The 13141-nt window shown below is 56.5% G+C and carries 12 protein-coding genes; 7 read left to right on the plus strand and 5 right to left on the minus strand.

The genetic code is table 11. The features are described 5' to 3' along the window. Positions 1–127: 127 nt before the first annotated feature. The 4 genes from K0I31_RS18830 to K0I31_RS18845 all read left to right on the plus strand — a co-directional run bounded on the left by K0I31_RS18830 (position 128) and on the right by K0I31_RS18845 (position 2860). Positions 128–1354, plus strand: coding sequence for a dicarboxylate/amino acid:cation symporter (locus tag K0I31_RS18830; protein WP_220043635.1), 1227 nt, complete (start codon positions 128–130; stop codon positions 1352–1354). Positions 1355–1608: 254 nt separating this feature from the next. Continuing rightward, on the plus strand, positions 1609–2034 hold the full coding sequence (locus tag K0I31_RS18835) for a hypothetical protein (RefSeq protein WP_011867420.1): 426 nt from the start codon (positions 1609–1611) through the stop codon (positions 2032–2034). Beyond that, positions 2031–2228: a helix-turn-helix transcriptional regulator gene (locus tag K0I31_RS18840; protein WP_011867421.1), complete on the plus strand. Its 198-nt coding sequence runs from the start codon at positions 2031–2033 to the stop codon at positions 2226–2228. Before K0I31_RS18835 ends, K0I31_RS18840 begins: the two co-directional genes overlap by 4 nt. Positions 2229–2377: 149 nt before the next feature. Next, positions 2378–2860, plus strand: a complete 483-nt coding sequence (locus K0I31_RS18845; RefSeq protein ID WP_011867422.1) for an MgtC/SapB family protein — start codon at positions 2378–2380, stop codon at positions 2858–2860. On the opposite strand, the gene K0I31_RS18850 is transcribed toward K0I31_RS18845, so the two are convergent. After that, positions 2854–3612, minus strand: coding sequence for a ComFC family protein (locus tag K0I31_RS18850; protein ID WP_220079361.1), 759 nt, complete (start codon positions 3610–3612; stop codon positions 2854–2856). The genes K0I31_RS18845 and K0I31_RS18850 overlap by 7 nt on opposite strands. 31 nt (positions 3613–3643) lie before the next feature. Between K0I31_RS18850 and bioH the strand changes: the two genes are divergently transcribed. Beyond that, complete coding sequence (gene bioH, locus K0I31_RS18855; RefSeq protein ID WP_220079362.1) at positions 3644–4423, plus strand: pimeloyl-ACP methyl ester esterase BioH; 780 nt, start codon at positions 3644–3646, stop codon at positions 4421–4423. A 58-nt stretch (positions 4424–4481) separates the two neighbouring features. Further along, on the plus strand, positions 4482–4976 hold the full coding sequence (locus K0I31_RS18860; RefSeq protein WP_220072563.1) for a hypothetical protein: 495 nt from the start codon (positions 4482–4484) through the stop codon (positions 4974–4976). Here K0I31_RS18860 and K0I31_RS18865 read toward each other — a convergent pair. Continuing rightward, positions 4969–6957 (minus strand): LTA synthase family protein, encoded by a 1989-nt coding sequence (locus K0I31_RS18865; protein ID WP_220079363.1) that lies wholly within the window; start codon positions 6955–6957, stop codon positions 4969–4971. The genes K0I31_RS18860 and K0I31_RS18865 overlap by 8 nt on opposite strands. Positions 6958–7449: 492 nt before the next feature. Between K0I31_RS18865 and K0I31_RS18870 the strand changes: the two genes are divergently transcribed. Then, a complete protein-coding gene (locus K0I31_RS18870; RefSeq protein ID WP_220072565.1) occupies positions 7450–7668 on the plus strand; it encodes a hypothetical protein in 219 nt (72 codons plus the stop codon). A 94-nt stretch (positions 7669–7762) separates the two neighbouring features. Here K0I31_RS18870 and K0I31_RS18875 read toward each other — a convergent pair whose 3' ends face one another. From K0I31_RS18875 to greB, 3 genes are all read right to left on the minus strand, one after another. Beyond that, on the minus strand, positions 7763–10126 hold the full coding sequence (locus K0I31_RS18875; protein WP_220079364.1) for a Tex family protein: 2364 nt from the start codon (positions 10124–10126) through the stop codon (positions 7763–7765). Positions 10127–10253: 127 nt separating this feature from the next. Further along, positions 10254–12065 (minus strand): thiamine pyrophosphate-binding protein, encoded by a 1812-nt coding sequence (locus tag K0I31_RS18880; protein ID WP_220079365.1) that lies wholly within the window; start codon positions 12063–12065, stop codon positions 10254–10256. A gap of 234 nt (positions 12066–12299) precedes the next feature. Further along, a complete protein-coding gene (gene greB, locus K0I31_RS18885) occupies positions 12300–12782 on the minus strand; it encodes a transcription elongation factor GreB (RefSeq protein ID WP_220079366.1) in 483 nt (160 codons plus the stop codon). Positions 12783–13141: the final 359 nt, after the last annotated feature.

The raw sequence follows: 13141 nt of genomic DNA on the forward strand, positions 1-13141 counted from the left end.
CAGCACTTGGGCTTTATCCTCAGGGCAAGCCTTAATTCACAGACTCTTCTCCTCGCCCGTGCTACGCTGCGCGCCTGCAAGACTATACTCATTTCAAAAGCATAACTGACGACAAGACGAGGCAAAGGTGAAAACCAAGACAAGTAGGCTATTAGGCAATATCGGGGTGCAGGTGGTGATCGCCATGATTATCGGCGCCGCCGTCGGTTTTATCATGGGTGAGCAGGCCAGCATGTTTGCACCGCTGGGCACCATATTCATCCACCTGATCAAGATGCTGGTTATCCCTTTGGTGCTGGTCTCCATCATCTCGGGCGCCGCCAGCCTGGGTGACAGCCCCTCTGCTGGAAAAATAGGCATAGGCACCTTCGGCTTCTTCATCATCACCTCGGGCGTAGCCGTCGCCTTGGCACTCCTGCTGGGATCGCTGTTCCAGCCCGGTAACGGAGTCGATTTCACCGCCCACAGCGCCAGTGGCCTGATGAAGGTGACCGAAGAGCATGGCGCCCTTCCCGGCGTGATGGATACCTTTATCGGTATGATCCCCACCAATGTGTTCGAGTCACTGACCGGCGGCAACATCCTGCAGATCTTGGTCTTTAGCATCTTCTTCGGCATCGCCCTCACCAAGGTGAAAGGAGAAGGCAGCAAGCCAATCCTGGCGGCCCTCAACACCATAGTCGATGCCTTCGTCTGGATGATCAACTGTGTCATGGTGATCGCGCCTATCGGCGTATTTGGCCTGATGGCAGATTCTGTGGGCACCTTCGGCTTCGACGCGCTAGAGGTGGTCTTTAAACTGTTCGCCGTGTTTGTCCTCGGCATCTTGCTGTTTGGCTTCCTCTTCTTCCCGCTGCTGGTGCAGTTGTTCTCCAACGTCAGCGCCAAGAAGTTCATCAGCGTCATGAAGAAGCCTCAGGTGATGGCACTTTCTACCGCCTCCTCAATGGCCACCCTGCCTGTGAACATGGAAACCTGTGAGGAGGAGCTGGGCGTCTCTAAACCCACCGCCTCCTTCGTGCTGCCCCTAGGCGCCACCATCAACATGAGCGGTAACGCCATCTACTACGGCCTGGTGGCCATCTTCTTTGCCCAGATGTACGGCATAGATCTCAGCCTGGGCGCCTACATGGCAATCATCTTCACCTCGACCCTGGGCGCCATAGGTCAGGCCGGCGTACCAGGCCCCTCCTTCCTTGTGGTGGCCGTGCTGCTGGCCGCGGGCATCCCTATCGATGGCCTGCCGCTACTGTTCGCCCTGGACAGAGTGTTTGACATGATCCGCACCTCGCTCAACATCACTGGCGATGCGGCCTGCGCGGTGATCTTGGATAAATACACCAAGGCCGAATAACGGGCTGATAGTCTCTTGGCCGGGTGCCGTTGGCACCTGGCTAACTGCTGTTAAATACCTGCCATCGTCCATTTGGATGCCCCCCCGAACAATACTATCCTCTCCAAGCTCGTCCAGTCTCAGCGCCATTTCCTACCATTTAAAAGTCAAATAAACCAAACTTTATGTAAAGCATACTTGACCTTGGTTCTTTTTTAGCCTAACTTGTTATGTAAAGGGTGTTTGACATTTTTAGCAAACCAGAGGAACTGCACATGAAACAGATCATCGACGCCATCTGCTCCAGAGGGCTACCGTCAAGGGATATTCAAAATGCTAACCGGGTGAACCTGCTCGCCCTGCTGTGGGCGCTCAGCCTGGGCGGCACCTCCTTCCTTGCCCACCAAGGCTATCTGGCCAGCACCTGGGTCGTGGTAAGCTGCTTCATCCTCCATGGCGCCATCGGCATCTGGATGCTGTTAGCCTTCAAACGCTTCCTGCGCCAGCTCGATGAGATGGAGCGCAAGATACAGCTAGATGCCCTGGCCTTGGCCGTCGGTGTCAGTATCATTGGCTTCTCCCTCTACTCGATTCTGGATCTGGCAGACTTGCTGCCGGATCTCAAGGCGGCCTATCTGGTGGTGTTGCTGGCGCTCACCTATATGCTGGGGATCATCTTCGGGAGACTGAGCTACAGATGAAGAACCGTCTAAAACCCCTGCGCGCCGAGCGCAACTGGACCCAGGCCGACCTGGCAGGACTGCTGGATGTATCACGCCAGACCATCAATGCCATCGAGAAGGGCAAGTATGATCCCAGCCTGCCACTGGCCTTTAAGATCGCCAGGCTGTTTCAACTGCCCATAGAGGCGATCTTCGAGGAAGACGAGGCCTAGGCCTCAGGCCTACTAATATATCCCATGGCCCCTATTGACTCAGGGGCCTTTTAGATCGACACTCGCCGAAAATTGACCCGCAGAATAGCCCAAGACGTTATCCCGCCCGTAAGCCCTCTGCACCAGACATAGAAAATTAGGACCACACCATGAATCTTGATGCTTGGGTAGCTATCGATCCCTTTCGCTGGCGCGAACTCGGCTGCGCCGTTCTCTGCGGCCTCATCATAGGCCTGGAACGCCAACTCAGGGGCAAACCCGTAGGGATCCGCACCTCATCGCTGATCGTGCTGGGCACCTATATCTTCATCACCGCCTCCATGGCCGTTGCCACCTCGGTATCGGATCCCTCGCGCATCATAGGCCAGGTAGTGACCGGCATTGGCTTTCTGGGGGCAGGCGTCATGCTAGCCAAGGAAGGAGTAGTTGTGGGCGTCACCTCAGCTGCAGCCATCTGGGCGCTGGCGGCGATTGGCGTCTGCATCGCCGTGGTCGACCCCTTTGTGGGGATCAAGCTCTCCCTGCTGGTGGTCGCCATCCTTTATGGCGTCGATCTGCTGGAGGAATACTCCTCGCTGTTTACCCGCGGCGTACATACCAAGTATCGCAACTGGCGCCGTAACGGCTATTGATCCATAAGGTGGGGCTCCTCGGCGCGTGCCAAACACCACACCTGCACCTGGATATAACGCGCCTCGAACAGCTTGGCGATCTCCTTGGCCGTGGTGCCGGTGGTCACCACATCGTCGATCAGCGCGACACGCTGGTAGTCAAACTCGTCAATCAAACGAAAGGCGCCGGCGAAATTACGCCGTCGCTGCTTACCCGTCAGCCCCGCCTGAGGCGGCGTATCGCTTAGCCGCTCAAGGACATAGGGCAACACTGGCAACTCAAGGGCCCGGCCAAGCTCATGGGCGATAACAAAGGCCTGATTAAAGCCGCGCTCACGCAGGCGGCGTGGATGTAAGGGCACGGGCAATAAGGCCTGAGGCAGGCTGATAACCTTCGCCTCAGCCAGCAGCCGAATGCGCCTCACCAGGGCCTGCACCAAGGGAGTCAGACCGGCGAGTTGTCCCTGATACTTGATTGCCGCTACCGTCTCCCCCAGCCCCTGATGATAACTGGCAGGCGCCACCACTTTGAGGGGCTGGCTCGTCATGCAGCTGCCGCAATAGGCGGTCTGCTGAGGCATAGCTCGGCCACAGCCCAAACAAGTCGGCGACGCATAGAGCCCGGCATCGAGGCAGGTGAGGCAGATGCCTCGCTGTGGCAAGACCACCCTTTGATGGCAGATCATACAGCGATTGGGTAGACTAGCCGCCAGCAGTCGCCGCAGTTGCACAAGCCACTGCCAGCGCGATAAATGCAGATGAGTTCGATCCATTTAACTAACCTTACGATCCAGAGGCATCTTAGTGAGTCAGCAATCCTTGCATATTGAAACTATAGGCCAAGGCCGCCCCATCGTCCTGCTGCACGGCTGGGGGGTGAACAGCGCCGTCTTTACTCCCTTGCATCACACGCTCAAAGATCATCAACTCCTGTTAGTCGACCTGCCCGGCTTCGGCGATAGCCCGGCCATAGAGGGAGACCTGGATGCCTGGGTCGATCATCTCATGGCACAGTTGCCAGAGCGGGCTATCTGGGCCGGTTGGTCACTGGGGGGACTGGTCGCCACCCGCGCCGCCCTGCGTTATCCAGAGCGCATAAATGCCCTGCTGACCATAGCCTCTTCCCCCTGCTTCATGGCACGGGATGACGAGGGCTGGCCGGGGATTCCACCACAAATTCTGGGGCAGTTTGGCGATCAGCTGGAGAAAGATCTCGGCAAGATGATAGAGCGTTTCCTGGCCATCCAGGCCATGGGAAGCGAAACCGCCAAGCAGGATATCAAGCAGCTCAGGGACTTGGTGATGGCCAAGCCGCTGCCGGATGCAGACGCGCTACGCGCCGGCTTGCAGATGCTTAAGGAGGTGGACCTCAGAGACCAGCTCAATGAGATACGCGTGCCCTGGCTCAGGGTGTGGGGAAGGTTGGACGGTCTGGTGTCACGCCGGGTGCAGCCACTGATGCCGGTTTGCGAGTCACGCTTTGAGGATTTCGTGCTGCCTAAGGCCTCCCATGCGCCCTTCTTCTCCCACAGAGACGCCTTTGTCGAAGGTGTCGAAGCCTGGCTGCAGACGCTTAAAGAATAATCACTTTAATTTATAACACTTTTTGGTTATTATTTAGGCAATACGCTAGGAGTTTTCTATGTTAGTGGTGACCAACTACCCGCAAGTGCCTATCGCGACGACCAACGCCGCGACCGATAGCGCGCGGGTAGAGAGTCAGCAACGCCCACCAATCATACCTGCGCCTCAGCTCGCCAAGAGCAACGAAGAGCGCCCCTTCAATCCTCAGAATGAGCGCGCGGCGGATCAGGCCAACATTCAGGCAAAACTCAATGAGAAGGTGCAGGCCAAGCAGCAAGGGCAAGGCCAGCATCAGCAGGAAGGTCAGCAACAACAGCAACAGGCGAAACAAGGCGCCGCCGCCATCATACGCCCACTGATGATGAAGCCTGCGCTGGCACGCCGCGACATACGTAGCGCGCAGACTGAGACGCCAAGAGAGCCCCAAAAACCTAAGACCCGCTTCGAGAACCAGGCCAACAGCTTCTATCAGAGCGTGTCAGCCCACATCGCCAGCTTCTACCAGACTCAGACCCTCCCCAAGGGAGAGCCCGAGTTATCCACCTTTATCTGATCGACGCTTCATCCGACGACGTGTTCGATGCCGTGCTCTGCTGCGGCGTCTGATACAGCTGTTGTTGGTAAGCCATGCTACCCCACAGCGCCCACGACAAGGCGGTCTGCTTCATCTCATCGCTCTGCGCCTTATGGGTCAGAGTATTGCTGGCAAAGTCATAAGCGTAGCCGGTCGGCTCACGCTCTGGCTGCAGGATCACCACATCGTCACCGCGCAGATAGGCCATGTTCTTGTCGTACTGCATCAGGGCGCGGCCCGGCCAGTCGTCATCCATCTTGGTCAGATCCCGACCCAGCATAGGGTAGCTACCCGAGACGCCCATCAAGGACAACAGGGTCGGCGCCAGGTCTATCTGGCTGGCGACACGTTGGTCCATCTTAGGGGTGATGCCATCGCCTATGATGATCGCTGGGATGCGGAACTGCTCCACAGGTACCAGAGAGGCACCGCCTACGCGGCTCTCATGGTCGGCCACCACCACAAATAGTGTGTCTTTCCAGTAGCTGGACGCTTTGGCCAGCTTAAAGAACTCACCCACGGCGTAATCGGCATACTTAGCCGTGTTGTTACGGGTCTGCTTAGGCTGATCGTAGAGCTCGATACGGTCATCGGGGAACTCGAACGGCTCATGGTTAGAGGAGCTGAACACTAGGCTAAAGAAAGGCTTACCCTCTTTATGGAACTGCTCAAACTCGTTATTGGCTCGCTTGAGCAGGTCTTCATCCGACACGCCCCAAGAACCGACAAACACAGGATCTTTATAGTCGTTCTGATCCACGATATCGCTAAAGCCGTTGCCCAGGAAGAAGCTGCGCATGTTGTCAAAATGGCTCTCGCCGCCATAGATAAACTGGGTCTCATAGCCATTCATCTTAAGCAGATCGGCGATGGTAAAGAAATCGGTCTGGCTCTTACCTAGCTTGACCACAGAACGTGCCGGGGTCGGCGTAAAGCCGGTAGTGACCGCCTCGATGCCGCGCACCGAACGGGTACCCGTGGCGTACAGACGATTGAAGGCCCAGCCCTCTTGTGCCAAGGCATCGATATTAGGCGTCAGCGGCAGGCCGCCAAGGTAACCGGTAAATCTCGCCCCCAGGCTCTCCTGCAGTATGATCACCAGGTTCTTGGGCTTGCCCTGGAAACTCGCCTGGTTATAGGTCACGCTCGGCAGAGACTCAGAGGTGAAGGCGCTTAGCGGGCGACCACTGTCTTTACGTATGTTGTCTATAATCTGGCTCTTCTCCAGCTTGCCATACACCTTAGAGGCATTGGCTTCCGCCGCCATCTGATCTATGGCAAACACCAGCGAATAGGAGGAGTTCACCACCAGAGAGTTCACCAGCGGATCGTCGGCGAAGGCCACCATGGCGGGGTTAAGCGGTCTGTGCCCCAGGCTAGAGCGCGCGCCCATCAGAGTCACGGCGATAACCAGTAGGGCGATGGCCGGACGCCAGAACCAGCGCGGATAGACCACCTCTTTCAGTAAGCGCCCACTCAGGCGCCAGCCGCCCCACAGACTCAGGGTGCTGACGATCAGCCCGAGGAAGATCTCTCCCTTACGGCTGGTCCAGAGCATGGAGAGCACCTCTTTGGGGTAGATGAGGTATTCGATATAGAGACGATTCGGTCTCAGGCCATATTCATCGATAAACGAGGGTGTCGATAGCTCGAGGAAGATCATCAACCAGAGACCCAGTGTCAGCCAGACTCTCAGTACCGACTTCCAGCCACGGCCGACTATATGGTCGCCACCAAAGATAGTGGTGCCCAGGGCGGCGATGCCCCATAACCAACACAGGGTGGCAAAGTCGACCCTCAGTCCCTGAAGCAGCAGGTGTGGCCAGCCATCCACGGCGGCGACCCTATCGGCCTGCCAGATGCCCAAGCCGATACGGCTCAGCATCGTGATGGCCAGGGCTATCAGGCCAAAGTAGACAATGGCCCGCATTGGCCCATGTTTCTTGTGGGACGTCGTCATGGTTTCCTCAATCAAAATCGCTATCGCTTAATGGATACGAGCATGTTCGCTCGGCAATGTGCCATTTTGACATAAAAGTCAGTAAAAAGTTCGAAAAGTGTAACAGTTAAATAAGACGTGAATTATCAGCTAAATAGTGGATTCCCGCGCTTTTTACCCGCCAGAAGCCCCAATAATCTATTAACAAATCGAATAGTAACTATCTTTCGATCTCCACACGGCATGGTTAGGATAGCGTCAGAAGAGCCAACAACATCAGTTAAAACAATCAGATAATAGATGGCTCTCGGCTCTACGCCGTATAAAGAGAATATGCCCAGGGCTCGATTTTGAATCGCTCATGGCCACCTGCCGAGGACAGTGTCTGCCAACAAGCCTTAGGGCCTCGCAAATACATAAAAATAACAACTGGTTATTTTCTAACAGCTTACACACGACAATTCATACGGTTACCCATGCATTCATATCAGAGATTCACGCCGGAGGTGCCCCATGGCTGACTACCTCATTAGCTATAGCTTCGAGTCACCCACGCCGCTAAGCGGCCGTCCCGGCACCAAGGCAAACAAGACACGACTGGAAAACACCCTCAGTGCCAGCGTGATAGTCAATGCCCACGGCCTGACGCTCGCCAAGCAGAAGGTGATCGCCAGGGGTAAACAAAATGGCGTCAGGCGGCTCAAGATACTCTCGGCCGAACTCCTGCTCTAGACGCCGGAAGTCGGGCCAGCGACCAAGCGAATCTGTGTGGAATCTAGGCATAAAAAAGGCCGCAAGTGCGGCCTTTAAAAACGGTAAAGCGAGATTACTTCTTCAGCTTGGCGAAGGCATCGGCAAAGGCATTACCCATGGCCGCGTTAGCCGGTGCCTTGGGCTGCTTATACTGACCCTTAGCCTGGCTCTTGCCCTGTGAGCCTTTACCTTGATGTCCTTTGCCTTGACCCGCTTTCGCCTGGCCCTTGCCACCTTGGTGAGACATTTGCTTCTCGCCCGGCTTCTCGTCCAGACGCATGGTCAGGCTGATACGCTTACGCTCGGCATCGACCTCCATCACCTTGACCTTGACCACGTCACCGGCCTTCACCACTGTGTGGGGATCGCTGACAAACTTGTCGGTGAGCGACGAGATATGCACCAGTCCATCCTGATGCACGCCAATATCGACGAAGGCGCCGAAGTTGGTCACATTGGTCACCACGCCCTCTAAGATCATCTCGACCTTAAGATCTTTGATCTCCTCGACCCCTTCCTTAAACACGGCAGTCTTAAACTCGCCGCGGGGATCACGACCCGGCTTATCCAGCTCGCTGAGAATATCTTCTATGGTCGGCAGACCAAACTCCTCGGTCACAAACGCCTTGGCATCGATCTGCTTGAGCAGATCTGTGTTGCCTATCAGGGCATCCACCGCCTGCTGCTGCGCCTTGGCGATAGACTCAACCAAGGCATAGGTCTCTGGATGCACTGCGCTGGCATCCAGCGGGTTGTCACCCTCACGAATACGCAGGAAACCGGCCGCCTGCTCGAACGCCTTAGGGCCGAGACGTGGCACCTTAAGCAGCTGTTTACGCGAGGTAAACTGACCATTCTGGTCGCGGTACTCGACGATATTGCGCGCCAGCGTCTTGTTCAGGCCGGCCACCTGAGTCAGCAGCGGCATAGAGGCCATGTTGAGATCAACACCCACGCCGTTTACACAATCTTCCACCACGGCCTCGAGGGATTGTGACAGCTGACTCTGACTCACGTCATGTTGATACTGGCCCACGCCGATAGACTTAGGCTCGATCTTCACCAGCTCCGCCAGCGGATCCTGCAGGCGACGGGCGATAGAGACGGCGCCGCGAATCGACACGTCCAGCTCGGGGAACTCCTCCGCCGCCAGCTCAGAGGCAGAGTAGACTGAGGCGCCCGCCTCGCTCACCATGATCTTGGTGAGTGTCGGCAGCTCGCTCTTCAGCTCGGCAATCAGCTCGCCCGCCAGCTTGTCTGTCTCACGTGAGGCGGTGCCGTTGCCTATGGCGATCAGCTCCACCTTATGCATCTTCACCAGGTTCGCCAGGGTACGGATCGACTTATCCCACTGGTTCTGCGGTGCATGGGGGAAGATGGTGGTGTGGGCCATCAGCTTGCCCGTGTTGTTAACTATGGCCACCTTGACGCCGGTTCGCAATCCTGGGTCCAGGCCCAGTGTGGCCTTGGCACCGGCAGGCGCCGCCATCAGCAGATCGCCCAGGTTGCGGGCGAAGACATTGATCGCCTCTGTCTCGGCACGCTCGCGCAGCTTGGCGATAAACTCTGTCTCCATCTGCAGCGCGATCTTGATGCGCCAGGTAGAGGTGACCACCAGCTTAAGCCACTGATCCACGGCGGAATCACTCAGCTTGAGGTTAAAGTGATCGGCAATAATCACCTCGCAGTAACTGCCTGACTTGGCCTCGCTGTCTGGGTCGGCATTCATGCTCAGGCTCAACACGCCCTCGTTGCGACCACGCAACATGGCCAGGGCACGATGAGAAGGCACATTCATCAGCTTCTCGCTGTGCTCGAAATAGTCTCTGAACTTGGCGCCCTCTTTCTCCTTGCCCTTCACCACATGGCTCTCGAGCACGGCGCTCTGGGTCAGGTGTTGGCGCACCTTCTGCAGCAGTTCGGCGTCTTCGGCGAAACGTTCCATCAGGATAAAGCGCGCACCATCGAGCACCGCCTTCACCTCATCGAAACCCGCATCGGCATTGAGGTACTCGCTCGCCAGGGCCTCGATATCTGCCTGACGATCACTCAGCAAACGATCCACCAGGGGCTCGATACCGGCCTCGATGGCGATCTGCCCCTTGGTACGACGCTTAGGCTTGTAGGGCAGATAGAGATCTTCCAGGCGTGTCTTGCTGTCGGCCTGATCTATGGCGGCCTGCAGCTCGGCGGTCAGCTTACCCTGGGCCTGAATGCTGGAGAGGATCACCTGACGGCGATCGTTGAGTTCGCGCAGATAGCCCAGGCGGCTATACAGAGTGCGCAGTTGGGTATCGTCTAAACCACCTGTGACCTCTTTACGATAACGCGCCACGAAGGGAACCGTCGCGCCGTCATCCAATAGAGTGATAGTTGCCGTCACTTGCTGCTCACGAACATTAAGTTCCTGAGCGATGATTTGTGCAATATTTTGCATAGATTACGTCGTGCCCAAATAGAGAGTTAAGTGCCGCCAAAGATAACACAGCCCAAGGCCAAGTTGTACGCCCTATCTGTCGCAACCCTAGATAAAGCAGGGTAAATTAGGCGACACGTCTCTCAGTTTAGCCGCGTTTTTCGCATAGCTCCTGCCAGCGGCGAGTCGCCTCTGCCTGACCGTTACGATAGCCGATGTAACAGTTGAGCTTCTGGGTGGTATCGCTCTGGAATGACTCCTCGATAGGCGCCGGCACCTCAATAAGATGCAGGCCGCCGCTGGCGATACAGCCACACAGGGTATCGACAAACTCGCCATCGTACCGGCACAGATGTCCCCTGCCACCATAGGCCTGAATCAACAACTTAGGATCGAATCCCTCATGGTTACAGGCGTAGATGGGCGCATCGCCGGCTTTACCCAGATGGAAGATGTTGTTGCGCATGTAGACGATAACCAAGTTGGCGCCTTGCTTCTGCAGGTTGATCAACTCGTTCGCCTGGAAGTTGAAGCCACCGTCGCCGGTGATCACCACCACGGGCTGGGCGCTGCCCTGTTCGGCGAGCTGATCTACCACGGCCCTGGCGTATGGCAGGCTGGTGCCCATGGCCGCATACCAAGGATTAGCCAGATAGCTGCGGCCGATATCGCTACCAAGGGTGGTCAGCTCGAAGCTGGCAAACAGTGAATTACCCACCTCGGGCACGAAGATGAAGGGGCGTTCGCTAGCCTGCTGCGCCGCATTGATGCAGGCCGCCAGATGGTGATAACCCAGCTCGGCATCGCTGGTTATAGGGGTCTCAGATGCCGAGTTAGATTCGACATCAAGGCTCAGATTCACGGGCGCCTCCTTGATAATAGGCTGCTCGCTCAGTAGCTCCATTACGGCGGCGATATCCGCCTCCCACTGGGCCGTGCCCTTAAGCATAGTCTTGTTGCCATGATTGTCGATGGCGTGGGTCTGGCTGCTAAAGGCGTTGTTGGTGTCTGAAGGGAAAATCGCCGTGCCCAGCTCGAGCACATAGTCGGCCGTAGACTCGATATACTCCTGATTCGACAAGCGGCTGAACACACCGTTGTAGCTGCCAAGGCAGAGTGGCTTCGACTCATCCAGCATCCCCTTACCAAACCAGGTGGTGGCATAGGGCAGCTTGTTGTGTTCGCAGAAACTCAGAATCTTCGCCAGCAGCGGCGCATTCAACCTGAGCTTCTCGCCGAGGAATACCAGCGGCGCCTCGGCGCACTGCAGCTGGGTGCGGATCTGGCTGGCGATCAGCTCGGCGCCGCTCAGGTTAAGCGCCTGGGGCCTTAACTCAGTCGGGCAAGTTGGCAGGCTCAGCGCCTGGGTCGGCTGATAGATAAGATCCCGTGGCACCTCGATATACACAGGCTGACGATTGACATAGGCATGGGTGAGCAGCTGCAGAAACTGCTCCGCCGCCACGTTAGGCTGACCGCTATGACGCTGGCCCTGCAAACGCGCGGCGCGCAGACCCAGCGCCTTAAAGGCGTTGAGCGCCGCATCCAGATCTGTGTGCCAGGCCGTATGGGGATGCACGCTGTGATGCAGCGCCTGACTGTTAATCTCCGCCTCGCCGGGGGCACCCGAAATGAACACCACGGGCAGGCCTTCGGTGCGCGCCAAGGCCGCGGCCGAGGTGCAGGGCAGGCTACCGACAGTATAAGTGGTCATGCAGACCCCGAGAGGGTTCAGCTCGGCCTGGGCGCAGGCACTGAAACCTGCGTGCATCTCGTTGCTCGAGGGCAATACCGCCACCCGTTTATCCAGGGTGTTGATCAGGTTAGCAACGAAGTCGCCGCCGACACCATAAACACGTTTCACACCGAAGAAGGCCAGCAGCTCGGCAATGCTATCGCCAAGCAGCGGTAGATGGGCGGCGTAGTCGGCGCCAAAGTTAGATTCGATCGATACAGACACGTTAGACTCTCGGGTTGTCCAAAAATGTCTGTAGCCTAGGGGCTGTGGCGCATCTGCGCCTTGATCGAGATCATCAAGGCTTAGCGCGCAGTGCTATGCCAAGGGCGAACCATAGTGACAAGATTTCGTTACAGGGCTCATGTTAGGCAGATATTAATTTGTTTATCAGAGCATTAACTGAGGCTGGAGGCGTTAGCCCAGGCTTACACCCGGGCTGAAATCGCGAAGGCAGGCTTAGTCCTCGAACGCCTTATATTGGATCTTGTTGACGTACCACTCCTTCTTACCGGCGGGGGTGTTGACCACCACTTCGTCGTCCACCTGCTTACCGATCAGCGCCCTCGCCATGGGCGAATCTATGGTGATATAGCCGAGTTTGGTATCCAGCTCATCCTTGCCGACGATACGATAGCGTACTATCTTGCCCGACTCGTCCTCCAGCTCGACCCAGGCGCCGAAGAACACCTTGCCCTCCTGCTGGGGCGAGTAATCGACGATCTGCAGATCTTCCACCCGCTTCACCAGATAGCGCACCCTGCTGTCTATCTGACGCAGCAGGCGCTTGTTATAGGTGTAGTCGGCGTTTTCGCTACGATCGCCCTGGGCCGCCGCCTCCTGCACCTTCTTGGTGATCTCGGGGCGGTACTCTTTCCATAAATACTTAAGCTCTCTGTCGAGCGCTTGCCACCCTTCACGGGTGATCAACATGGCTTTCATCTTTCTCTCGTCACGACTCAACAAGATGCCAGGCAGTTGCCCGCACATCGAATGATTTTCGGCTGATAATAACCAGCGCAGCCGCTGAAAAACAATAGTCCAGTGGCACGACCTTAGCGAGGCGATAAGCCAAACCGTTCCCTAACCGCCCGCCAACTGGCGGTTTCAATTTGGTTACAATTTCCCAGTGGAAAGTTAAAATTCATATAATTTCAATTGGTATCAGTATGTTACAAGGGTTTTATTTCTAGCGCTGTGTAAAATCGCCGCAACTCTGGATGAAATCTCGCTAGGCTTTTAAATAGCAAAGCGGCTATATTAAGCAGGCACATAAGATTAATATTGAAATTCAGCCAGTT

It is taken from the genome of Shewanella spartinae (assembly GCF_019457555.1).
Lineage (GTDB): Bacteria > Pseudomonadota > Gammaproteobacteria > Enterobacterales > Shewanellaceae > Shewanella > Shewanella loihica.